18 protein-coding genes are annotated in these 23,539 nt (G+C 70.9%); 11 read left to right on the top strand and 7 right to left on the bottom strand.

Annotation, left to right across the window (positions count from 1 at the left end):
* Positions 1 to 232: 232 nt before the first annotated feature.
* A complete protein-coding gene (locus K8638_RS32120; RefSeq protein WP_223758503.1) occupies positions 233 to 475 on the top strand; it encodes a hypothetical protein in 243 nt (80 codons plus the stop codon).
* A 116-nt stretch (positions 476 to 591) separates the two neighbouring features.
* On the opposite strand, the gene K8638_RS32115 is transcribed toward K8638_RS32120, so the two are convergent.
* Positions 592 to 1,800, bottom strand: coding sequence for an endonuclease (locus K8638_RS32115; RefSeq protein WP_223758502.1), 1,209 nt, complete (start codon positions 1,798 to 1,800; stop codon positions 592 to 594).
* A 313-nt stretch (positions 1,801 to 2,113) separates the two neighbouring features.
* Between K8638_RS32115 and K8638_RS32110 the strand changes: the two genes are divergently transcribed.
* Positions 2,114 to 3,982 (top strand): BamA/TamA family outer membrane protein, encoded by a 1,869-nt coding sequence (locus K8638_RS32110; protein WP_370644161.1) that lies wholly within the window; start codon positions 2,114 to 2,116, stop codon positions 3,980 to 3,982.
* 12 nt (positions 3,983 to 3,994) lie between these two features.
* Here the strand turns inward: K8638_RS32110 and K8638_RS32105 are convergent, their stop codons facing one another.
* A complete protein-coding gene (locus tag K8638_RS32105; protein WP_223758501.1) occupies positions 3,995 to 4,771 on the bottom strand; it encodes a UPF0489 family protein in 777 nt (258 codons plus the stop codon).
* A 118-nt stretch (positions 4,772 to 4,889) separates the two neighbouring features.
* Between K8638_RS32105 and K8638_RS32100 the strand changes: the two genes are divergently transcribed.
* Positions 4,890 to 7,103: a S9 family peptidase gene (locus K8638_RS32100; RefSeq protein WP_223758500.1), complete on the top strand. Its 2,214-nt coding sequence runs from the start codon at positions 4,890 to 4,892 to the stop codon at positions 7,101 to 7,103.
* Between the two features lie 110 nt (positions 7,104 to 7,213).
* Here the strand turns inward: K8638_RS32100 and K8638_RS32095 are convergent, their stop codons facing one another.
* The 3 genes from K8638_RS32095 to K8638_RS32085 all read right to left on the bottom strand — a co-directional run bounded on the left by K8638_RS32095 (position 7,214) and on the right by K8638_RS32085 (position 11,691).
* A complete protein-coding gene (locus K8638_RS32095) occupies positions 7,214 to 7,420 on the bottom strand; it encodes a cold-shock protein (protein WP_223758499.1) in 207 nt (68 codons plus the stop codon).
* A gap of 178 nt (positions 7,421 to 7,598) precedes the next feature.
* Positions 7,599 to 8,819: a 2-oxoglutarate dehydrogenase complex dihydrolipoyllysine-residue succinyltransferase gene (odhB, locus tag K8638_RS32090; RefSeq protein WP_223758498.1), complete on the bottom strand. Its 1,221-nt coding sequence runs from the start codon at positions 8,817 to 8,819 to the stop codon at positions 7,599 to 7,601.
* The gene (locus K8638_RS32085) at positions 8,809 to 11,691 is read right to left on the bottom strand and encodes a 2-oxoglutarate dehydrogenase E1 component (RefSeq protein WP_223758497.1); all 2,883 of its coding nucleotides are present in this window, start codon (positions 11,689 to 11,691) and stop codon (positions 8,809 to 8,811) included. Before K8638_RS32085 ends, odhB begins: the two co-directional genes overlap by 11 nt.
* A 206-nt stretch (positions 11,692 to 11,897) precedes the next feature.
* On the opposite strand from K8638_RS32085, the gene fabI reads away from it, so the two are divergent.
* From fabI to K8638_RS32045, 8 genes are all read left to right on the top strand, one after another.
* Complete coding sequence (gene fabI / locus K8638_RS32080) at positions 11,898 to 12,731, top strand: enoyl-ACP reductase FabI (RefSeq protein ID WP_223758496.1); 834 nt, start codon at positions 11,898 to 11,900, stop codon at positions 12,729 to 12,731.
* A gap of 178 nt (positions 12,732 to 12,909) precedes the next feature.
* Positions 12,910 to 13,296, top strand: a complete 387-nt coding sequence (locus K8638_RS32075) for a response regulator (RefSeq protein WP_223758495.1) — start codon at positions 12,910 to 12,912, stop codon at positions 13,294 to 13,296.
* Positions 13,297 to 13,301: 5 nt separating this feature from the next.
* A complete protein-coding gene (locus K8638_RS32070; RefSeq protein WP_223758494.1) occupies positions 13,302 to 14,168 on the top strand; it encodes a response regulator in 867 nt (288 codons plus the stop codon).
* Positions 14,165 to 15,397 (top strand): protein-glutamate O-methyltransferase CheR, encoded by a 1,233-nt coding sequence (locus K8638_RS32065; RefSeq protein ID WP_223758493.1) that lies wholly within the window; start codon positions 14,165 to 14,167, stop codon positions 15,395 to 15,397. Before K8638_RS32070 ends, K8638_RS32065 begins: the two co-directional genes overlap by 4 nt.
* Positions 15,394 to 15,939 carry a chemotaxis protein CheW gene (locus tag K8638_RS32060; RefSeq protein WP_223758492.1) on the top strand — a complete coding sequence of 182 codons (546 nt, stop codon included), beginning with the start codon at positions 15,394 to 15,396 and terminating at the stop codon, positions 15,937 to 15,939. The genes K8638_RS32065 and K8638_RS32060 overlap by 4 nt, the downstream gene beginning before the upstream one ends.
* Positions 15,929 to 18,082: a hybrid sensor histidine kinase/response regulator gene (locus tag K8638_RS32055; RefSeq protein ID WP_223758491.1), complete on the top strand. Its 2,154-nt coding sequence runs from the start codon at positions 15,929 to 15,931 to the stop codon at positions 18,080 to 18,082. Before K8638_RS32060 ends, K8638_RS32055 begins: the two co-directional genes overlap by 11 nt.
* Positions 18,079 to 19,152, top strand: a complete 1,074-nt coding sequence (locus K8638_RS32050) for a chemotaxis protein CheB (protein ID WP_223758490.1) — start codon at positions 18,079 to 18,081, stop codon at positions 19,150 to 19,152. The genes K8638_RS32055 and K8638_RS32050 overlap by 4 nt, the downstream gene beginning before the upstream one ends.
* Before the next feature lie 82 nt (positions 19,153 to 19,234).
* Positions 19,235 to 20,830 carry a methyl-accepting chemotaxis protein gene (locus K8638_RS32045; protein ID WP_223758489.1) on the top strand — a complete coding sequence of 532 codons (1,596 nt, stop codon included), beginning with the start codon at positions 19,235 to 19,237 and terminating at the stop codon, positions 20,828 to 20,830.
* 81 nt (positions 20,831 to 20,911) lie between these two features.
* Here the strand turns inward: K8638_RS32045 and clpA are convergent, their stop codons facing one another.
* Both clpA and K8638_RS32035 read right to left on the bottom strand, forming a co-directional pair.
* Positions 20,912 to 23,209 carry an ATP-dependent Clp protease ATP-binding subunit ClpA gene (clpA, locus tag K8638_RS32040; protein ID WP_223758488.1) on the bottom strand — a complete coding sequence of 766 codons (2,298 nt, stop codon included), beginning with the start codon at positions 23,207 to 23,209 and terminating at the stop codon, positions 20,912 to 20,914.
* 3 nt (positions 23,210 to 23,212) lie between these two features.
* On the bottom strand, positions 23,213 to 23,536 hold the full coding sequence (locus tag K8638_RS32035; protein ID WP_223758487.1) for an ATP-dependent Clp protease adaptor ClpS: 324 nt from the start codon (positions 23,534 to 23,536) through the stop codon (positions 23,213 to 23,215).
* Between the last annotated feature and the right edge of the window lie 3 nt (positions 23,537 to 23,539).

The following is a 23,539-nucleotide window of genomic DNA, read 5'->3' as shown; positions in this document are numbered from 1 at the left end:
CTGACCGGGAAGGCACGCGACACTCCGGTCGAACATGCCCGCCGATGCTAGCACCGCAATCCGCCGCTCCCCAAGCGACCTGCCGGGTTGGCGCAGTGCGGCACGGGCCGAGATTCCGGCTCCGGCGCCACAAGGTCGTGCAGTTGACACAGTTGGCGCGCGGCAGACGTGTCCCGGGGGCGATGGGCGGCGGTGGAGGGCGCGGGTAGAGGGGGCCGTGAAGGGGGTGACCATGAAGGTCCTCTGCGCGGCGGTGCTGTGGCTCGGGGTGATGTCGTCCGGTTGCACGAACACGAACTGCGGGGACGCGTGTGAGCGGCTCCGGGAGTGTGGCTTCCAGACGTCCGGCCTGTCCTGTTCGGATGCCTGCGACGACCTGGAGCGGGAGTGCGCGGCGTGCATCAACGATGACTGGGAGTGCGACGAGCTGAGCGAGGCCTGCTCCGCGCGCTGCTTCAACATCATCATCAACTGACGGTGGGACGGTGGGCTCCGCCCGGCGGGGGCGATGCCGGCCGGCCAGAAGGGAGCGGGCGCGGCGGGTCCGGGGCCCGCGCGCCCCTCTCCACGGCGGGTGCCGCCAGGTCCTGGCTAGAAGTCGCTGATGCGGTCAGCCAGCTGCGAGTGCTCGACGAAGGCGTTGACGTTGCCCTGGATGTTGGCGATGCGCCGGTTGCGCTCCACCTCGGCGGCGTCCACCGCGTCCAGCTTGTTCCACTGCCGCAGCACCGCCTCCTCGGCTTCCGGGATGGCGCGGCCATAGGTGGCGGAGAAGTAGAACATGGCGCGCGCCACGTTGCCCTTGTGTGAGTCGGGTGGCTCGAACACCGTGCGGCCCTGGGCGTCCGTGCCGAGCTTCGCTCCGCCCTGGCTCCACTTCACGTTCACCACCTCGCCGAAGGGGAAGCTGCTCCGCCGGGCATTGGCCTTGCTGTCGGTGGGGAAGAGGTGGTGCAGGTCGCTCTTGGCGTCCCCGGTGGCGCCCTTCGACTGGGGCCACGTGTGCTCCACGTTCATGTCCGAGCTCTTCGGAATCTTCCCGCCGCGAATCTCGCGGCCCGTGTAGACGCAGGCCACGTTGCCGTTCACCACGTCCAGGCTCTCGAAGATGTGGCGCCGGGCCTCGTTGTAGCTGACCACGTGCTTGTCCGCGGAAGACGCCTTCACGGCCTTCAGCAGCGCCGCGTCACGCAGCCCCTGGAACGGGTCATCCGTGGGAGGAGGAGGCGGCGGCGGGGTGGGGCCCGTGCTCTTCGGGATGATGTTCAGGCCCCACTGCTTCAGCGTGCCGGTGTCCCCCTTCGCCGTGTCCTGGACGGTGAGCGTCCAGGTCCCCTTCGCGGACTCGCCCGCGAAGGCCGACAGGTCGAACGAGCCCTTCAGGTCATCCGCCGAGCCCCCCTGCCCGTCGGACACCACGGCGCTCTTTCCCGACGGCGCGGTCAGCGTCACCTTCAGGTCGCCCCTGTAGGTGTGCGCGAGGTCCAGGTCCAGCGCGAGCGACTCCACCGTGGCGCCCTCGGGAACGTCGAGCGTGCTGGTGACGGTGCGGTGGTCCTCGATGCGCGCGTTCGGCCGGGCCTCGTAGACCCGCGGCGTCGCGGACACGTCCCTCGCGGGGGAGGCCCGCCCCGTCTCGAACGCGTCCACCCCGTTCCGCGGCGAGCGTGAGGACGCCGGCCCGGCCGCGCCACGCGCCTCGGTGACCGGCGCCGTTGCACGGGCCGTCCTCCCCTCGGCCTGGGCGAGCGGGACGGTGCGTGGCTGCGAACGGTGGGGGCCGGGGGCGCTGATGCTCATGCCGGCGTTATCGGCCGGTCCGGTCCACAGTTGCGGCGCGTGTAGGCATGTTGCCTGAACGAGACACGGCCGAAAGCTCGCGGCCGTCATTTCAGGCACTTGTTCGCATGGGGTGCGTGCCTCGTCCCCGGCGCCGGAGGCTCCCGCGTCCTCCGGGCTCCCGAGTGTCCGGCTTCACGGTGCGCCCGAAGGAGGCGCGTGGGAAGCCGCGCGCCAGCTCGTTCCTGGACGCGAACTTCGAGCGCATCCTGGAGCTGAAGACGGGGGCGCTGGTGGGCCGCGCGGAGGACGCGGAGCGTGCCAGGATGGGCCCGTGCCCCTCCCGCTGCTCGCCCTGCTCGTCGCACCGCTCACCGTGGCCTCGCCTCCGCCACCGGAGGCTCCCGCGTCCGCGCTGCCGCCTCCAGCCCGGGCCGCGCCGGAGCCCCAGGGCGTCCAGGCTCAGGACGAAGGGCCGGAGCCTCCATCGGTGCCCCCGGGCGCCCGCTCGCTGGAGGAGGCCGAGGCCCAGCGCGGCAACTACGAGGAGGCCCTCATCGCCCGGGTCCTCCAGCAGCAGGGCCGCGAGGTGGAGCCCGAGCCCGAGGGGAAGGTGCTGGAGGAGGTGCTCGTCTCCACCGAGGACGTGGTGGCCGAGAGCGACCCGTACCCGGGCTTCCTCAACATCTTCCACATCCGCACCCGCGAGGAGGTGGTCCGCCGCGAGGTGCTGCTCCCTCTCGGACAGCCGTACTCCGACGCGCTCGCCCAGGAGACGGCGCGCAACCTGCGCGGGCTGAACCTCTTCTCCGTCGTCCGCCTCGTCCCCGTGAAGGGACGCACCCCCGGCACCGTGGCGCTGCTGGCCGTCACCAAGGACCTCTGGTCACTGCGGCTCAACAGCGACTTCTCCGCGGTGGGCTCGCTCCTTCAGTACCTGCGGTTGCAGGGCACGGAGCAGAACTTCCTCGGACGGGGGAAGAAGGTGGCGGTGGACTTCACGCTGCGCCTGGACACGCTCAGCCTTGGCCAGAGCTACACGGACCCGCGTGTCATGGGCAGCCGCTGGTCCTTCAGCGAGTCCGCCGCGCTCATCATCGGCCGCGAGAGCGGCAGGCCCGAGGGCTCACGCGGAAGCCTCTCCGTCAGCCGCCCCCTGTACTCGCTGTCCACGCCGTGGAGCACCAGCACCTCCGTGGCCTGGAACGTGGAGACCAACCGCGTCTACCGCGGCGCGGACATCTGGCAGCTGCCCTTCCCGGACGGGGCGCCGGTGCCCTACGTCTACGAGACGGAGGAGCTGGCCGGCGGCGTCTCGTACACGCGCTCGTACGGCCTGCGCTACAAGTGGAACGTGGGCGGCACGCTGGGCGCGTACCACTACGCCTATGACCCGCCCGCCGCGTCCCTGCTGAGCCCGGAGCAGGAGGACTGGTTCCGCGAGAACTACCTGCCGCGCGCCGAGGACGCGGGCTACGTCTCCCTGTCCTTGCGCGCCTTCGAGGCCCGCTACGAGGTGATGCGCGACGTGGACTCGTACGCGCTCTCCGAGGACTTCCAGATGGGGCACTCGGTGTCGGCCACGCTGCGCTATGCGCCCCCTGTGTTCGGCTTGGACTCCCACTTCACGGAGGCGGGCGTGGCCGGGCGCTACCGGCTGGGGCCGGGCGATACGCTCACCACCGTGTCCGCCGCGGCCTCCATCCGCCGGCAGCTGGGGGAGGGCGCGGAGTGGACGAACCGGCGCTGGGCGACGGAGCTGGTGCAGGTGTCCCCCAAGGTGCTCGGGGGGCGCTTCGTGGCGCGTGGGCTGCTGGACGTGAACATCGACGACCTGTTCGACCGTGTCACCCTGCTGGGCGGGGGCAACGGGCTGCGCGGCGCGCGCGTGGACGCGTACTCCGGCAAGCGGCTGCTGCTGGTGAATGTGGAGTACCGCACCGCGCCGCTCGTCGTGCGCACGGTGCACGTGGGCGGGGTGCTCTTCTTCGACTCGGGCAGCGCCTTTGATGACAGGCCGGAAATGGTGCACTCGGTGGGCGTGGGCCTGCGGGTGCTCTTCCCCCAGTTCAACGTCGTCCCGTTCCGCTTCGACTTCGGCTACGTGCTCAACGACACCCGGCCGCCCGTGGGCAGCCGCTTCTCGCTCGCCGGCGGGCAGCTCACGGACTTGCGGCCCGGCTTCCTCGACTCGCCGCTGTAGCCGCTCCCGCGCTCACGGCGGCTCGGTGCGCAGCAGCTCGCGGAACAGCACCTCCGCCACGTCGCGGAACAGCTCCCCGGAGGCCAGCAGCCCACCGCAGTGGTGCGGCTCGCGCGCCAGCGTCAGCGCCACCGTCTTCCGCAGCACCGCGTCCCAGAAGGGCTCCGAGCCCTCCGGCAGCAGGAACTCGCGGATGATGCTCCGGGGCCACGGCAGCACCGTCGTCGGGTCCGCGTCGCTCAGCGACGTGAAGCAGTCCAGGTCCACGTCCAGCAGCACCCGGGGCGCGGCGTCCAGCACGTCCCGCACCGCGTCACCCGGGGCGGGGTGGCTCCACGCCTCGGCGGCCCGGTCCACCGTGGACACCACCACCAGCCGGTGCGGCCGGCCCCGCGTGTCCACGTAGGTGTCGCCCGCGAAGGCGCCTCGCGGCCGGGCCCGCGCCACCAGCAGCGCGTCTCCCACCAGCCCCGCCTCCATGGCCGCGAGGATGTGGTCGTAGTTGCGCACGTCCAGCGCCCAGCGCGCGTGCTCGTCCAGGGCCTTCAGCCCCGCCGAGCGGTCCGGTACCGCCTCCAGCCGCTGGGGCACCACCGTGTCCAGGTGCCGGTCCAGCGTCACCAGCAGGGCGGGGGGCCCGGACGCTCCGAGCGCGAAGGCCCAGGAGGGCAGGGCGAGCCGGTGCGGGTCGAAGACATACGCGTCCGCCGGGCCGCGCCCGCCGCCCAGTCCCAGCCGGATGACCCCGGCCAGCCGCAGGTGGCTCGGGGAGTCGTCTTCCATATCCATGTCCTCGGGAATCCTCCCGCCCGCCCGGCGTTTGCTCGGGCCGCGTGGCGGCCGAGTGTAGGCTTCCCCGCACCTTTCAGTGAAAGGAGACCCGCCCCCAGCGGGTATTCGACTACGCATGCGCCAGGTCCTCACCGCCGCGCTCATCCTCATGAGCGCCCCCGCATTCGCCCAGGAGCTGAAGCCCCCACCCATGTCCCAGACGCAGCGCAAGCCAGACACCTTCCTGCGCCAGTACTCGGAGACGCGCCGCTTCATGAGCGGCCGCCCCGTGGGCGTGCGCATCACCCCCGACGAGAAGTCCGTCCTCTTCCTCCGCACCACCCCCACCTCCAACGTCCAGATGCTGTACGCCTTCGACGTGGAGTCCGGGCAGGCGAAGGAGCTGCTCACCCCCGAGGCCATCCTCAAGGGCGCCGAGGAGACGCTCACCCCCGAGGAGAAGGCCCGCCGTGAGCGCATGCGCGTCAGCGCCAGGGGCTTCACCGGCTTCCAGATTTCCGAGGACGGCACCCGCCTCCTGGTGCCCTTGTCCGGCCGCCTCTACGTGGTGGAGCGCGCCTCGGGCAAGGTGACGGAGCTGAAGACGGGCCCCGGCACGCTGGACCCGAAGTTCTCCCCGGACGGCAAGCAGGTGGGCTACGTGCGCGAGCACGACGTCTACCGCATCGACGTCGCCGCCAATCAGGAGCAGCGCGTCACCCGGGGCGGCACCGCGACGAAGACGCACGGCCTGGCCGAGTTCGTGGCCCAGGAGGAGATGAGCCGCTTCTCCGGCTACTGGTGGAGCCCGGACGCGAAGTCCTTCGCCTACACGGAGTCCGACACCTCCGAGGTGGAGAAGCTCACCATCGTCGACGTCATGCACCCCGAGCGGGGCGGCGAGGAGTTCCCGTACCCGCGCCCGGGCAAGGCCAACGCGAAGGTGCGCCTGGGCGTCATCCCCGCGGCGGGCGGGAAGACGACGTGGGTGGCCTGGGACGCGGAGAAGTACCCGTACCTCGCCACCGTCGTGTGGCCCAAGGGCGGCCCGCTCACCATCCTGGTGCAGAACCGCACCCAGACGGAGGAGAAGCTCCTCGCGGTGGACCCGCGCACCGGCAAGACGCGCGAGCTGCTGACGGAGAAGGACGACGCCTGGCTCAACCTGGAGCAGGCCTTCCCGCTGTGGCTGGAGGATGGCAGCGGCTTCCTCTGGTACACCGAGCGCAACGGCGGCCCCGAGGTGGAGCTGCGCAAGGCGGACGGCTCCCTGGAGCGCAGCGTGGTGAAGCCGGACGCGGGCTTCCGCATGGTGGCGGGCTTCGTCCAGAAGGAGCGCACGCTCTACTTCAACGGCGGCCCCAACCCCACCGAGAGCTACCTGTGGCGCGTGAAGGACGGCGGCGCCCCGGAGAAGCTGTCCCTCGGCGGCACCGGCCCCGCCACCGAGGGCGGCCTCGTCTCCAAGCACGGCGGGCTGGTGGTGTTCAACACCTCGGGCCCGAAGTCGATGACGAAGGTCTCCGTGCATCGCTCCGACGGCACCCGCCTGGGCGAGCTGCCGGAAATCGCCCAGGAGCCGCCCTTCACGCCCAACACCGAGGTGCGCCAGGTGGGCCCGCGGAAGTTCTGGGCCTCCATCACCCGCCCGCGCGACTTCAAGAAGGGCCAGAAGCTGCCCGTCATCGTCGAGGTGTACGGCGGCCCCACCACCACCGTCGTCTACCAGAACATGGCCGCCCACCTGATGGCGCAGTGGATGGCGGACCAGGGCTTCATCGTCGTGAAGTTCGACGGGCGCGGCACCCCGCTGCGTGACGCCGCCTGGGAGCGCGCGGTGAAGTACGACTTCGCCGGCGTGACGATTGAGGACCAGGCCGCCGCCATCCAGGAGCTGGCGAAGGAGCTGCCCGAAATCGACCTCAACCGCGTGGGCATCGAGGGCTGGAGCTTCGGCGGCTACATGGCCGCGCTGGCCGTCCTCAAGCGCCCGGACGTCTTCAAGGCCGCGGTGGCCGGCGCCCCGGTGGTGGACTGGCTCGACTACGACACCCACTACACCGAGCGCTACCTCGGCCTGCCCCAGGAGCGCCCCGAGGCGTACGAGAAGAGCTCCCTCCTGACGTACGCGAAGCAGGACAAGCCCATGGGCAAGCTGCTGCTCATCCACGGCACCGCCGACGACAACGTGTACTTCTTCCACACGCTGAAGCTGTCGGACGCGCTCTTCCGCGCCGGCAAGCCGCATGAGCTGCTGCCCCTCAGCGGCCTGACGCACATGGTGCCCGACCCCGTCGTCACCGAGCGCCAGTGGGAGCGCGTCATGGACCACTTCAAGCGCAACTTGTAGCCGCTCGCGCCCTTCAGGCCACCGCCTGGAAAGCAAGAGGCCCGGTCCCTGGAGTGGGGGCCGGGCCTCTGTTTCATCTGCCAGTCCGTGAGGAGTGGCGGACGGACGCGTTACCCCAGGGCGCGGACGTTCTGCGCCTGCAGGCCCTTGGGGCCACGGGTGACCTCGAACTCCACCTTCTGGCCCTCGGCCAGCGTGCGGAAGCCATCCATGTTGATGGCCGAGTGGTGGCAGAACACGTCCTCACCACCGCCGTCCTGGGTGATGAAGCCGAAGCCCTTCGCGTCGTTGAACCACTTCACGGTACCAGTTGCCATTGCACTTCCTCAGTCTGACGGGGCGGCATCGTGGACGCCGCCTGTTCTTCCCGCCCCCCGACTACCGGGAGACGCACCATTTGTAGTGAAACGGCCGGCTGGAAGTCCAGCCGGCCGCCCGGAATTCCCGGGTTGTGATGAGCCCGGGAGTCGTCAGTCTGGGTGACGCCGTGGCGCGTCAGACCTCGAGCAGCAGCCGCTCGGGGTCCTCGATGCACTCCTTCACGCGCACGAGGAACTGCACGGCCTCGCGGCCGTCCACCAGCCGGTGGTCGTACGTGAGGGCCAGGTACATGATGGGCCGGATGACAATCTGGCCGTCGCGCACCACGGGGCGCTCGACGATGTTGTGCATGCCCAGGATGCCCGTCTGCGGCGGGTTGAGGATGGGCGTGGACAGCATGGAGCCGAAGATGCCGCCGTTCGTAATCGTGAACGTGCCGCCCTGCAGGTCCGCCAGGCCCAGCTTGTCGTTGCGGGCGCGGGTGCCGTAGTCACCCACGGTCTTCTCCAGGTCCGCCAGGCCCAGCTTGTCCGCGTTGCGCACCACCGGCACCACCAGGCCGCGGCTGCCGCTCACGGCCACGCCGATGTCGTAGTAGTGCTTGAAGATGACGTCCTCGCCGTCAATCTCCGCGTTGATTTGCGGGAAGGCCTTGAGGGCCTCGACGGACGCGCGGATGAAGAAGCTCATGAAGCCCAGCTTCACGCCGTGCTTCGTCTGGAACTTCTCGTTGTACTTCTTGCGCAGGGCCATCACCTCGCCCATGTCCACCTCGTTGAAGGTGGTGAGCATGGCGGCGGTGGACTGCGCCTGGATGAGGCGCTCGGCCACGCGCTTGCGCAGCGGCGTCATGCGCACGCGCTCCTCGCGCGCGGCGTTGGGGCGCGGGCCCGCGGGCACCGCCGGGGCGGCGGGCGCCTGGACGGGGGCGGGAGCGGCCGGACGGTTGAGCTGACCGAGCACGTCCTCCTTGGTGATGCGGCCACCGGCGCCGGTGCCCTTCACCAGGGAGAGGTCCACCCGGTTCTCCTCGGCCACCTTGCGCGCGGTGGGCGTCATGCGCGCGTCCACGCCGGCCTCGGCCGGAGCGGCGGCGGCGGGAGCGGGCGCCGGGGCGGGCGCGGCGGCGGCCGCGGGCTTCGCGGCGGCGGCGCCGGCACCGGCCTCGATGAGGCCCAGCACCTCGCCCACGCGGACCTTGTCGCCCTCCTTGAAGGAGATGCTGGCCAGGGAGCCGGCGGTGGGAGCGGGCACGTCGATGGTGACCTTGTCCGTCTCCAGCACGACGAGAGGCTCGTCGGCGGAGACCGCGTCACCCATCTTCTTGTTCCACTTTCCGACGACGGCCTCGGTGATGGACTCGCCCAGGGGGGGCACTTTCAGTTCAACGGCCATTCTTGGTCCCTCGGAAGATGGCTTCCTCGATGATGAGCTGCTGCTCGTATTCGTGAGTCTTGGGGAAGCCGGTGGCAGGGCTGGCGGCTTCCGCGCGCCCGATGTAGCCGATCTTCACCGGCTGCTGCGAGCGCGTGGACGCCAGGTCGTGCAGGCGGGGGAACATGAAGTGCCAGCCGCCCGCGTTGCGCGGCTCCTCCTGCACCCAGAGGAGCTCCGCGAGCTTCGGCATCTTCGCGACGAGGCCTGCCAGCTCGTCGAAGGGGAACGGGTAGAGCTGCTCCAGCCGGACGATGGCGATGCTGTCGTCCTTGCGCTCGTCCCGGGCCTTGACCAGGTCGTAGTACACCTTGCCGCTGCACAGGATGAGCCGCGTGACGCCCGCGGGCGCGACCTTGTCCAGGATGACCTCCTGGAACGTGCCCGTGGCCAGCTCCTCCAGCTTGCTGGTGGCCTCCGGCCGGCGCAGCAGGCTCTTGGGCGACATGATGACCAGCGGCTTGCGCACGGGGCGCAGCACCTGGCGGCGCAGCAGGTGGAAGATCTGCGCCGGCGTCGTCGGGTAGCAGACCTGGATGTTGTCCTCGGCGCACAGGTCCAGGAAGCGCTCCAGCCTCGCGCTGGAGTGCTCGGGGCCCTGGCCCTCGTAGCCGTGCGGCAGCAGCAGGGTGATGCCGCTCAGGCGGCGCCACTTGCTCTCCGCGGCCGCGATGAACTGGTCGATGATGATTTGCGCGCCGTTGGCGAAGTCACCGAACTGGGCCTCCCACGCCGTCAGGCCGTCCGGCACGTCCAGGCTGTAGCCGTACTCGAAGCCGAGCACGCCCATTTCCGACAGGGCGCTGTTGTAGATGTGGAAGCCGCCCTTGCCGGTGACGAACTGGCGCAGGGGCGCGTACTCCTCGCCCGTCTGCGTGTCGTGCAGCACCGCGTGGCGGTGGCTGAAGGTGCCGCGCTCGCTGTCCTGGCCGGTGATGCGGACGCTGTAGCCCTCGGACAGCAGGGTGGCGTAGGCCAGCGACTCGCCCTCGCTCCACTGGAGCTCGCCGCTCTCCAGCATGCCCAGGCGCTTCTTGATGACGGTGCGCTCCACGTCGCGGTGGATGTTGAAGCCCTCCGGCAGCGTGGAGAGCTTCTTCAGGGCGTCACGCAGCTTCTCCGCGTCCACGCCCGTGGACACCTGCGGGGCGCTCTTCAGCGAGCCGCCCTTGTACGGCTTCCACAGGCCCTCCAGCGCGCTGGGCTCCTTGAACTGGCTCTCCTGCCGCGCGCGGGTGAGCGCCGCGTCGAACTCCTGCTGGCAGCGCTGCTTGATGGCCTCGGACTCCTCCGCGGGAATCCGGTTCTGCTCCGCCAGCTTCGCCGCGTAGAGCGTGCGCACCGTGGGGTGCTTGCGGATGATGTCGTACATCGCCGGCTGGGTGAACGAGGGCTCGTCGCCCTCGTTGTGGCCGTAGCGGCGGTAGCAGATGAGGTCGATGACGACGTCGCTCTTGAAGGTCTGCCGGTACTCGGCCACCAGGCGCGCCACGTGGACGCAGGCCTCCGGGTCGTCCCCATTCACGTGGAAGATGGGGATGTCCAGGATCTGCGCGATGGCGGTGGCGTAGATGGAGGAGCGCGAGTCGTGCGGGTCGGTGGTGAAGCCGACCTGGTTGTTGATGACGACGTGGACGGTGCCGCCGGTGGTGTAGCCCTTGAGGCCGGAGAGGTTGAGCGTCTCCGCCACCACGCCCTGGCCGATGAAGGCGGCGTCGCCGTGGATGAGCAGGGGCATGACGCCGGTGCGCTCGGTGTCACCGCCGCGGTCCTGCTTGGCGCGCACGCGGCCCTCCACCACCGGATTGACGGCCTCCAGGTGGCTGGGGTTGAAGGCCAGCGACAGGTGCACGCTCTTGCCCTGGCGCGTGGCGCGGTCCGACGAGAAGCCCATGTGGTACTTCACGTCGCCGCGGCCCAGGTAGGCCTTGGGGTCCTTGGGGCCGTCGAACTCGCTGAAAATCTGGTCCGGCTTCTTGCCCAGGATGTTCGTCAGCACGTTGAGGCGGCCGCGGTGGGCCATGCCGATGACGATTTCCTTCAGGCCCATGCCGCTGCCCACCTCGGCGATGGCGTCCAGCATGGGGATGAGGGACTCGCCACCGTCGAGGCTGAAGCGCTTGGCGCCCACGTACTTCGTGTGGAGGAAGTGCTCGAAGCCCTCCGCGTAGGAGAGCTGGGTGAGGATGTGGCGCTGGTCCTCCACGGAGAACCCGGTGCGGTTCTCGCTGTGCTCCATGCGCTGCATCAGCCAGCGGCGGCGGCCGCTGTCGAGCATCTGCATGAACTCCACGCCGATGCTGCCGGTGTACGTGCGGTGCAGCCGCCCCAGCAGCTCACCCAGGCGCACGCGCTGCTCGGGGAAGACGTTGTTGCAGTCCACCACCTGCTCGCGCTCGCGCGCGGAGAAGTGGCCGTCGTCCACCATGCCCACGTCCGCCACGTGCTCCAGCGGCGGGCGCGGCCGGTCCAGCGGGTCCAGCTTCGCGCGCAGGTGGCCGCGCAGGCGGAAGGCGGTAATCGTCTGGTCCACCTTCGCCTGCAGCTCCAGGATGTCCTGGGCGGGCGGGGTGGGCGCGGGGACCTGCGCGACGGCCTGGGCCATCTGGGCGGCGGCCTTGCCATTCGCCTTGCCGGGGGCGGGGGCCACCGGGGCCGCGGTCGCCTCCAGCAGCTTCGTGCTGAAGATGGGTCGGCCGGCGCCATCATTGCGCTCGAACACCTCGCGCCAGCTCGCATCCACGCTGGCGGGGTCCTCGAGGTAGCGGGCGTAGAGCCCTTCGATGAAGTCGATGTTGGCGCCGGAAAGGAACGTGTCCTGGAAATTCGCCATGGCGGTGTCGTCTTTTACTGGGAAGGGCGCCCCGATGGGGTTTTTTCGCCGTATCTTGTTAAGCTCCCCAGGCCGCCCGGGGGACGGACCGCTCAAAGGGGAACAGGTGGATTCATGCGCCACGTGAGCGCAACTTCACCCGGTTCAGCGGGCAGCAGTGGTAGACAGCGCGCTTCCCTCACTCCCTTCCGACGAGGCCGCCTCACATGCTGCTCCAGGGCAAGAAGCTACTCATCACCGGGGTGCTGACACCCCAGTCCCTCGCCTACGGCATCGCCGAGCACGCGCTCGCACAGGGCGCCGATATCCTCCTGACCGGGTTCGGCCGGGCCAAGTCCCTGACCGACCGGAGCGCGAAGCGGCTCAAGCCCGGCCTGGAGGTGCTGGAACTGGACGTCACCAACCCCGCCCACTTCACGGCGTTGACGGAGTCGCTGCGCCAGCGGTGGGACCGGGTGGACGGCGTGCTGCACTCCATCGCCTACGCCCCCGAGGACGCGCTGGGCGGCAACTTCCTCAACACCCCCTGGGAGAGCGTGCAGACGGCGTTCCGCATCTCCGCCTTCTCCCTCAAGGAGCTGGCGGTGGCCTGCCTGCCCCTGATGACGCAGGGCGGCTCCATCGTCACGCTGGACTTCGACAACCGCATCGCCTGGCCCATCTACGACTGGATGGGCGTGTGCAAGGCGGCCCTGGAGGCCACGGTGCGCTACCTGGCACGAGACCTGGGCCCCAAGGGCATCCGCGTCAACGCGCTGGCGGCGGGCCCGCTGGCCACCATCGCCGCCAAGGGCATCCCGGGCTTCAAGGCGCTGGAGCAGGGCTGGGGCCGCCAGGCGCCGCTGGGCTGGAGCGCGAAGGACAGCCACGACATGGTGGCCCGGACGGCATGTGCCCTCCTGTCGGACTGGCTCCCCTCCACCACGGGGGAGATGGTCCACGTGGACGGCGGCTACCACGCGGTGGGTGCGCCCCCGGTGGACCCCGAGGCCGAGTCCGCGGAATCTTCCGCCGCGGCCACCAAACCGGCGGCCGGGTAGGCGCCCTCCCGCCGGGGCCCCGGGAATGATCCCGGGGTCATCACACACCTGCCTGCCCGCTCCCATACCGGGCGGGATCCGCCCAACTTCTCCCGTGAGGGGTCCTCACGGTAGAGTCTTGAACGTTTCGCAGGGGCCTCCCGCACCGACGCGGGCCTGCGTGAGGAGCCGCATCACAGTGACGACCCACAGCACCAACGTCTTGCTGGTGGATGACAGCCCGACGGTTCGCAACATCGTCAAGATCTACCTGATGAACCTCAAGGTCTCGACCGTCGAGGCGGACGACGCGACCCGGGCTCTGCAGATCCTCCGGCTGGTCCCGGTGAGCCTCGTCATCGCGGACATCAACATGCCCGGCATGGACGGCATCACCTTCGTGAAGGAGGTGCGTGCCAGCCAGATGCCCCAGGTGCGCTCGGTGCCCATCCTCCTGCTGACGGCGGAGAAGAACACGGACCTGCGCCAGAAGGGCACCGAGGCCGGCGCCAACGCCTTCATCCAGAAGCCGGTGTCCCACCACGAGCTGACGGAAACGGTCCGCCAGTTCCTCTCCAAGGCCTGACATCCGTGAGCCTGCCGTCCCTGCTGCTCGTCGACGACAGCGACGCCATCCTCGCGCTGGAGCGGGCCATCCTCTCCGGCCACTACACCATCCACACGGCCAGCAACGGCCGCGAGGCCCTGGACAAGGTGGGGCGGCTCCGCCCGGAGGCGGTGCTGCTGGACCTGTCCATGCCGGAGATGGACGGCGACGAGGTCCTCCAGCGGATGAAGGCGGACCCGGCCACCACGGACATCCCCGTCATCATCATCTCCTCGGAGAAGTCGCGCGCCGAGGCGTGCCTGGGGCTGGGCGCGGAGGCGTTCCTCGCCAAGCCCTTCCGCGCGGACGAGCTGCTGCACACCGTGGGCGAGGCGCTGGCCAGCGCGCGGCGCCGGGCCCGCACGGGCTCGCTGCTGGTGCTGCGCGTGACGGTGGGCGAATTGGAGTTCGCCATTCCCCTGGACGCGGTGCGCGAGGTGCTGCTGCACCCGGCGACGCGGCCGCTGCCCACGGGCCCCGCGTACCTGCGTGAGTACGTGGAGGTGCGGGGCACCGCGCTGTGCGTGCTGGACGTGGCGCGCCGTCTGGGCGTGGAGCACAAGCTGGCGCGCGTGGAGCGCATGCTGGTGGTCATCCAGGTGGATGGCGTGTCGCTGGCGCTCGCGGTGGACACGGTGAAGGACCCGGAGGAGTACGCCGCCACGGACGTGGACCGGCGCGAGCGCGTGGGCGGGGCCGACCATGGCCCGCTGCGCGAGGGGCTCATCGGCATGCTGCGGGCCGGCGGGCGCGCGCTGCCCATCCTCGACCCGAAGGTCTTCGTCGCCCGCGGCCTGCTGCGGGAGCTGCCCACGATGCTCGAGGCCGCGGAGGCCAGGCGGAGCGCATGAGCGGAGAGCTCGACCCGCGGCTGCTCACCCGCGCGCGGGAGGTGGTGGCCGCCATCACCGGCTTTCGCGACGACGCCATCTCCGCCGAGGCGGTGGAGCGCGCCGTGCGGGCGGAGCTTTCGCGCGGGCGCTCCTCGGGAGACCTGCTGGGAGAGCTGATTCATCCGATGTCCCCCCTGGCCACCACGCTGGTGCGCGCGGTGCTGGTGGGCGAGACGTACTTCTTCCGCCAGCCGGAGCACTTCCGCTTCATCGCCAGCGAGGGCGTGCCCGCGGCCCTGCGCCGGGGCGCGCTGGCCCTGCGCGGCTGGAGCGCGGGGTGCGCCACCGGCGAGGAGGCCTACTCGCTGGCCGCGTGCCTGCAGGCGTCGCTCCCGCATGGCTTCCCCGTGGAAGTCCTGGGCACGGACCTGCACGAGGCCAGCCTGGAGACGGCGCGCCGCGCCACGTACGGCACCTGGTCCCGCCGCGAGTCCGCGCCGAAGCTCTTCCCCCTGTACGTGGAGACCGGGGAGCGCCAGGTCACCATCCTTCCCGTCGTCCGCCGCGTCACCACCTTCGCCCAGGCCAACCTGCTGGCGCCCCTGCCGGAGCGGTTCGGCCGCTTCGACTTCATCCTCTGCCGCAACGTGCTCACCTACTTCACTCCGGCCGCGCGAGACGCGGCCATCTCCCTGCTGTCGCGCACGCTCAACCCGGGCGGGCTGCTCTTCCTGGGCGCCGTGGAGGTGGACCGTGTCCCGCCGGGCATGGTGCGCGAGGGGCCTCCGGAGCTGCAGGCCTTCCGCCTGCTCGGCCCCGGCGAGTCCGCCGCGCCGTCCCCCCGTGCCCGCGCCGCCGTGGGCGCCCGGGCCCCCGCGCTGGCCCTGCGCCCCATCTCACCGCCGGTCCCCGCGCCCGTGCGCGTGGCCGCGGCGGTGCCGCCGGTGCCCTCGCGGCTCCACCTCACCGCGCTGGAGCGCATCGAGGAGGGAGACGAGGTGGGCGCCACCGCCGTGCTGGAGGCGCTGGTGCGCCAGTCTCCGGACTACCTGCCGGGCCTGCTGGAGCTGGCCCTTCTGCGGGAGCGCTCCGGGGCGCGCGAGGCGGCCGTGCCGCTGATGCGCGCCCTGCGCTCCCGCGCCGAGCGCCTCCCGCCCGACCAGTTGGTGGACGGGCCCGAGGCGCTGCCGGCGCGCTTCTACCAGGCGTCCGCTGACGCCTACCTCAATCAGGGGACGCTGGAATGAAGGTCACCCCGCGGACGATGGAAGAGGCCCAGGAGGCCGAGGCGCGCGAGCTGCTCGAGCGGCGCGCGTCCCGGCTCCGGGAGCAGGGCGAGGCGGCCGTCGAGGAGGCCGTCCACTGGATTGCCGAGTTCCCCCTGGGCGAGGAGCGCTACGCGCTCTCCCTGGAGACGCTGCGCGCGGCGCTGCCGCTGAAGATGGTGTCGCCGGTGCCGCTGTCGGCCCCGCACGTCGTCGGCGTGCTGCGCTTCCAGGGACAGGTGCTGGCCGCGCTCAGCCTGGCGTCGCTTCTGGGCGGCCATGGCTGGCGGCAGGACCCGGCGGTGCTGCTGGTGGTGGACCGGGGCGACGGCGAGCTGTGCGCGCTGGACTGCGAGGCCATTCCCCGGCCCACGACGGTGCCCATGAGCGCGGTGGAGGCCGCCCGCGTGCGCGCGGAGGGGCCGGTGATGGAGGTCTTCACGCAGGACCGCCAGCTCATCCACCTGATTGATTTGAAGCGCCTGTTCGCCTCGCGCGGGACGGGAGGACGTCATGCCCGTTGATCCGCTGCTGCAGGGACTCGTCGCCGGCTTCGCCGTGGAGGCCCAGGAGGTCGTCCAGAAGGTCACCATGGACCTGCTGGAGCTGGAGCGCGACGGCCTGGAGACGGACGCGCTCTCCAAGCTCTACGTCCGGCTGGGCCGCCACCTGCACACCCTCAAGGGCAGCGCCGCGTCGCTGGGCATGCAGGACCTGAGCGACATCGCCCACAAGCTGGAGGACGCGCTCGCCCCGCTGAAGGCGAACCCCCAGAAGATGCCGCGGCCGGTGGTGGACGTGCTGCTGCACGGCCTGGACCTGTTCCTGCTGCGCGCCCAGGCGCACGCGGACGGGCGCGGGGACGCGCTGCCGGACCCGGCCGCCGCCCTGGCCCAGCTCGTGGCCGACGCGCCTCCCCCCGAGGAGGCCGCGGCCATGGGGGGCCCGGCCACCGCCGCTCCGGAGCCCGCCGCGGCCACCTCGCCGGTGGCGGCCGAGCCCGCCCCGCTGCCCACGCCCGAGCTGCCCGAGTCGGCGGACGCCGGCTGGCGCGTGTCGGCGCGGCAGGTGACGTCGCTGATGCGGGAGGTGGAGCGCCTGCGCGAGGTGCGGCTGCGCTTCGAGGAGCGCGGCCGTGAGCTGGACCGCGTGGCGACGCTGCTGGCGAGGCAGGGCCTGCTGGCGGAGACGGCCGAGGCGCGCTCGCTGCTGGCGGGCACCGCGCGCACGCTGCGCACCGACGGTGAGGAGACGGGCGACATCGTCGAGGCGCTGGAGGAGGGCCTCAAGGCGATTACCACGCGCCCGGTGCGCACCATCCTGGACCCGCTGCAGCGCATGGTGCGCGATTTGTCGCGCCAGCTCGGCAAGGAGGCGCGGCTGTCGGTGGTGGGCTCGGAGGTGTCGCTGGACCGGCGCCTGCTGGAGAAGCTGCAAGGGGCGCTGGTGCACCTCTTGCGCAACGCGGTGGACCACGGCCTGGAGATGCCGGCCGAGCGCGAGCGCGCGGGCAAGCACCACGAGGGCGCCCTGACGATGCGCGTGGAGCAGCAGGGCAACCTGCTCTACCTGGAGTGCGCGGACGACGGCGCCGGCATCGACCTGGACAAGGTGCGCAAGGTGGCCGAGTCGCGCGGGCTCGTCACCGCGGAGGAGGCGGCGCGGCTCAACGAGAACCAGGCGCGGGACCTCATCTTCCGGCCCGGCTTCAGCACGCGCACGGACGTGACGGACACCTCCGGGCGCGGGGTGGGGCTGGACGCGGTGCGCGCCTCGGTGGAGTCGCTGCAGGGCCGCATCGAGGTGGCCAGCACGCCGGGGCAGGGCACGCGCTTCATGCTCACCCTGCCGGTGGACCTGGGCAGCTCTCCGGTGCTGGTGGTGCGCGTGCTGGAGCAGCTCGTGGGCCTGCCCATGCTGGCGGTGGAGGCCACGCAGCTGGCCCGCGCGGACGCGCTGCGCCTGGGCAAGCGCCGGGCGCATTGGGAGTACCAGGGGCAGCTGTTGCCGGTGGTGGACCTGGGGGCGCGGCTGGGCCTGCGCGCGCTCACGCCTCCGGCGGAGGGCCAGCCGCTGCTCATCGTGCAGAGCGGAGGCAAGCGCGTGGCGCTGGCGGTGGACGCGGTGGTGGGCGACCGGGACCTGGTCATCCGCCCGCTGCCCTCCGAGGTGCGGGACGTGCCGGCCTGGCAGGGCGCGGCCACGCTCAGCCGCGGCGAGCTGCTGCTCATCTGCCGCCCGGACTGGCTGGTGACGGACACGGCGCAGGCGCAGGTGGTGGCGCAGCGGCGGGCGCTGGTGGTGGACGACTCGCTCACCGCGCGCGCGCTGCACCGGGCCATGCTGGAGGCCGGCGGCTTCACGGTGCACCTGGCCGCCAGCGGCGCCCGGGCCCTGGACCGGCTCCAGACGGACACCTACGACGTCGTCATCTGCGACCTGGACATGGAGGAGATGGACGGCACGCAGCTCATCGCGAAGTTGCGGGAGCGCAGGGAGACGGCGTCGCTGCCCGTCATCCTCGTGTCCGCGCATGACAGCGCCGCGGCGCGCGAGCGTGGGCTCGCGGCGGGCGCGGACGGCTACCTCAGCAAGCGCGAGTGCGCCGCGGGTCGCCTGTTGGCGGAGGTGTTGGACGTGATGAGCCGTAGGGGGAACCGGGCTTGAGCGCGAAGCGGTCCATCCGCGTCCTGGTGGTGGATGACTCTCCCACCATGGCGAACACGCTGACGGCCCTCCTCACGGAGGAGCCGCGCATCGAGGTCGTGGGCCGGGCGGGTGACGGCAACCGCGCCGTGCAGCTCGCGAGGCTGCTGCGGCCGGACGTCATCACCATGGACCTGCTGCTGCCGGGGCTGGACGGCCCGGCCGCCATCGCCGCCATCATGTCCCAGGCCCCCGCGCGCATCCTCGTGGTGAGCGCGGTGGCGGAGGAGCGCGGCGTGGACCTGGGCTTCCAGGCGATGAGCGCCGGCGCGCTGGAGCTCATCGGCAAGCCCAACGTGAAGAACAGCGAGGAGCTGCGCAAGTGGGGCCGGGAGCTGGCCCACTCCGTGTGCCTGATGGCGGAGGTGCCCGTCATCTCCCGCCGCCCGCGCACGGGCGTGACACCGCCCCCGCCCACGGGCGCCCGGGTGGACGTCTTCGGCGTGGTGGCCTCCACCGGCGGCCCGCCCGCGCTGGCGGACATGCTGGCCAAGCTGCCGAAGGACTTCCCCGTCCCGCTGCTCATCGCCCAGCACATCACCGTGGGCTTCACCCAGGGCATGGTGCGCTGGCTGTCCCAGGTGACGCCGCTTCCGGTGGAAATCGCGAAGGAGGGCGAGCGGCTGGAGCCGGGCAAGGTGTACTTCCCGCTCGACGGGCACGACCTGCTGGTGGACGCCGGGGGACTGGCGCGCCTGCAGCGCAGCCGCGGCGGCCCGTGTCCCAACGGGGACGTGCTGCTGTCGTCGCTGGCCACCGTCTTCGGCCGGCGCAGCGGCGGCGTGGTGCTCACCGGCATGGGCGAGGACGGCGCGCGGGGCCTGCTGGCCATCCGCAACGCCGGTGGTGTCACCTTCGCCCAGGACGAGGCCTCCTCCGTCGTCTTCGGCATGCCTCGCGCCGCGCTGGAATTGAAGGCCGTGGACCAGGGTGTGCCCCTGGCCTCCATGCCGGACCTCATCCTCCAGAGTTGCTCGCTGCCGGCCTTCCGGGCCGTCGGGCGTGGCGGCGAGGGAGGCCAGAACCGATGAGCTTCGCGTCCCCCCGCGCGTCCATTTCCTGCCCGCCCTCGCGCGGGTGCCATCCTGACGCCGTCTCCACGGTGGTGATTCCGTGAACCCTCAGCAACCCTCGCTCACCACGCAGCTCAAGCAGCAGTTCCGCCAGTCCCTGGGGCTGGCGCCGAAGTTCGTCCTGCTCACCGCGGTCATCACCGCCACGCTGGCCTTGATGCTCACCGGCATCGCCACCCAGCAGCTCGAGGCGGACCTGGTGGACAACCACCTGGGCGAGGGCCGGCTGTTGTCCCGCAGCCTCGCGGTGGCCGCCGAGCAGGGCGTGACGGCGGGCACCAGCGCGCTCCAGCCCATGCTGGACGTCACCCGCGAGAGTGAGGACCTGGCGTACGTCTTCCTCCAGGACGCCACGGGCAACGTCGTGGCGCACACCTTCGCCGGCGGCTTCCCCGAGCCGCTGAAGGCCGCGGCCGCCGGAGCGCAGGCCGGAGCCGTGGTGGAGGTGGAGTCCGGCGGCAAGCGGCTGCACGCCTTCGACGTGGCGACGCCAGTGGCCGGAGGCCGGCTGGGCACGGTGCACGTGGGCGTGTCCGTGGACCATATCGATGACCTGGTGTCCGCGCTGCGCTGGCGGATGACGCTGTTCGCCCTGCTGCTGGTGGCCGTGGGCGTGGGCGTGTCGGCGCTGTTCGGCCGCAGCATCGTCCGCCCGCTCCGGGAGCTGACGGAGGTGGCGGGCCACATCGTCGAGTCCGGCGACCTCACCCGCCCCATCCAGGTGAAGAGCGGCGACGAGGTGGGCCGGCTGTCCAACTCCTTCGCGCAGATGGTGGGCCGGCTGAAGGAAGTGACGCTCAACCTGCAGCAGGCCGCCACCGCGCTCACCCAGTCCACCGAGCACCTCAACGCGTCCTCCACCGAGCAGGCGCAGACCATCTCCCGCCAGGCCGCCGCGCTGCAGGAGACGCAGGTGACGGCGCAGGAAATCAAGCAGACGTCCATGCTGGCCGCGCAGAAGGCGGAGAGCGTGCTGTCCGTGGCCGAGCGCGCCGACGCGCTGGCCAAGTCGGGCGAGGCCTCCATCGAGCTGACCATGGCGGGCCTCAACGACATCCGCGCCCAGGTGGGCGAGATTGCCCAGAAGATTCTCGAGCTGGGCGAGCGCACGCAGCAGATTGGCGGCATCACCCAGTCGGTGAAGGACCTGGCGGACCAGTCCAACATGCTGGCCCTCAACGCGGCGATTGAGTCCGTGCGCTCGGGCGAGCACGGCAAGGGCTTTGGCGTGGTGGCGCGCGAGATTCGCGCCCTCGCGGACCAGTCCATCCAGGCCACCACCCGCGTGCGCGAGCTGCTGGACGACATCGCCAACTCGGTGACGGCCGCGGTGCGAATCACCGAGCGCGGCGCCGAGCGCATGGAGGCGGGCGTGGCCCAGGTGCGCAACAGCGGTCAGAACCTGCGCGAGCTGTCCTCCATCGTCCAGGACAACGCCGCCGCCGTCCGCCAGATTGCGGCCGCGGTGAGCCAGCAGAACGTGGGCATCAATCAAATCACCCTGGCGGTGAACGACCTCTCCAAGATGATGGACGAGACGGTGGCCCGCATCGGCTCCACCGGCGAGGCCGCCACCACGCTCCAAATCATCTCCGAGCAGCTCTCCAGCGCGGTGAAGAGCTACCGCGTCGGCTGACGCGCGCCGCCCTCCGGAAAAGAGAAAGGCCCCGACTCCACCTGGGAGCCGGGGCCTTTTCATTTCCCGCGTGGGGCGGAGCTACGCCTCCACGGCGGCGGTGGCGGGCACCGTCTGGAGCTTCAGGCTGTCGCCCTCCACGTCGTAGCGGGCGATGCCGCCGTCCTTCAGGTCGCCGAAGAGGAGCGCCTCGGCGAGGGGCTTCTTCAGCGAGTTGTCCACCAGCCGGGCCATGGGCCGGGCGCCGAAGGCCGGGTCGTAGCCGTGCTCGGCCAGCCACGCGCGGGCGGCGGGCGTCAGCTCCAGCTTCACCTTCTTCTCGTCCAGCATCTTCTGGAGGAGGCGGACCTCCTTGTCCACCACCTTGAGGATGACCTCGGGCGGCAGGCCGGAGAAGAGAATCCACCCGTCCAGCCGGTTGCGGAACTCCGGCGTGAAGGTGCGCTCAATGGCCTTCTTCGCGCGGGTGGCGTCCGCCGGCTTCGCCAAATCACCGAAGCCAATGGCCTTGGTGCTCATCTCCTGGGCGCCCGCGTTGGTGGTGAGGATGAGGACGATGTTGCGGAAGTCGGCCTTGCGGCCGTTGTTGTCCGTCAGCGTCGCGTGGTCCATCACCTGGAGCAGGATGTTGAAGAGGTCCGGGTGGGCCTTCTCGATTTCATCCAGCACCAGCACCGCGTACGGGTGCTTGCGCACGGCGTCCGTCAAGAGGCCGCCCTGGTCGAAGCCCACGTAGCCCGGAGGCGCGCCGATGAGCCGGCTCACCGTGTGCTTCTCCGAGTACTCGCTCATGTCGTAGCGCAGGAACTCCACGCCCAGCGAGTGCGCGAGCTGCTTGGCCAGCTCCGTCTTGCCCACGCCCGTGGGGCCGGAGAAGAGGAAGCTGCCGATGGGCTTCTCCGGCGCCCGCAGGCCCGAGCGCGCCAGTTTGATGGCGCTGACCAGGTCCTTGATGGCGGCGTCCTGCCCGAAGATGACGCCCTGGAGCTCCTTCTCCAGGTTCTGGAGCTGGACGCCCTCGCTGGCGGACACGCTCTTGGCCGGAATCTTCGCCATCTTCGCCACCACGGCCTCCACGTCCGCGGCGGTGACGGTGTTGGTTCGCTGGCCCTCCGGCTTGAGCCGCTCGGCCGCGCCCGTCTCGTCGATGACGTCGATGGCCTTGTCCGGCAGGAACCGGTCGTTGATGTGCTTGGCGGACAGCTCCGCCGCCGCGCGGATGGCCTCGGGCGTGTACTGGACCTTGTGGTGCTCCTCGTAGCGGCTCTTCAGCCCCTCCAGGATGAGGACGGTGTCCTCCACGGACGGCTCGCCCACCTCAATCTTCTGGAAGCGCCGCGACAGCGCCCTGTCCCGCTCGAAGGCCGACTTGTACTCCTGGTACGTCGTGGAGCCGATGCAGCGCAGCCGGCCGCTGGCCAGCGCGGGCTTGAGCAGGTTGGACGCGTCCATGGAGCCGCCGCTGGTGGCGCCGGCGCCCACAATCGTGTGGATTTCGTCGATGAAGAGGATGGCGTCCTGCTGCTCCTGCAGCGCCTTGAGCACGCCCTTGAGGCGCTCCTCGAACTGGCCGCGGAACTTGGTGCCCGCCAGCAGCGCGCCCATGTCCAGCGAGTAGACGACGGCGTTCTTCAGCGCCTCCGGCACCCTGCCCTCGTGGATGTGCAGGGCCAGCCCTTCGGCGATGGCCGTCTTGCCCACGCCTGCCTCGCCCACGTAGAGCGGGTTGTTCTTCCGGCGGCGGCAGAGCACCTGGATGGTGCGCTCCAGCTCCTTCTCGCGGCCGATGAGCGGGTCGATGCGACCCTCCTTCGCCTCGATGTTGAGCTGGGTGGTGTAGGCCTCCAGCGGGCTCTTCCGGGGGGACTCGCCCTCCTCGTCATCCCCCGCGGGCGCGGCGCGGCTGGCGGCGTCGGAAGCACCCTCGCCCTCGCCGTCCTTGGAGATGCCGTGGGAGATGTAGTTGAGGAGGTCCAGCCGGGTGACGCCCTCCTGCTGGAGCAGGTAGAGGGCGTGGCTCTCCTCCTCGCGGAACATGGCCACCAGCACGTCCCCGCCGTCGATGAGCTTCTGCTCGGCGGACAGCGCGTGCATGGCGGCGCGGTGGAGCACCCGCTCCACGCCGATGGTCTGCTGGGGCTCGGCCTCCACCCCCTCGGGCAGCCGTTCGACCGTCTCCTCCAGGAAGGCGGCCAGGCGCTCCTGGAGCTGCTTCACGTTGGCCCCGCACGCCTTGAGGACCTCGCGCGTCCGCGAGTCCTTCGTGAGCGCCAGGAGCAGGTGCTCCAGCGTCAGGTACTCGTGCCGCATCTTCCGCGCCTCTTCGAGAGCGGTGCGGAAGCTGGCCTGCAACTCTTTGGCAATCAGCGGTCCTGCCACGTTTCAACCTTCCTCGGGTTCCATGGAGAGCCGCAGGGGAAACCCATTCTCCTGTGCCGCGGCCTCCACCGTTCGAATCTTCGTCTCGGCGACGTCGAACGTATAGACGCCGGCGACCCCGACTCCGTTGTAATGGACGTGCAGCATGATCTGCACGGCATCCGTCTCCGACTTGTGGAAGACCTCCTTGAGCACGGCGACGACGAACTCGCGCGTCGTGTAGTTGTCGTTGTGCAGCAGCACCTTGTAGAGCGGTGGCTTCTTGAGCTTCTGCTTGGGAACGGTCTCCGTGACGACGGAGGTATCGTGCTCGTGCTTCTGCGCCATGGG

This window comes from Myxococcus sp. RHSTA-1-4 (genome assembly GCF_020037125.1).
Lineage (GTDB): Bacteria > Myxococcota > Myxococcia > Myxococcales > Myxococcaceae > Myxococcus.
Note: the sequence above shows the minus strand (reverse complement) of the source record. Positions and strands in the feature narration are given on the sequence as shown.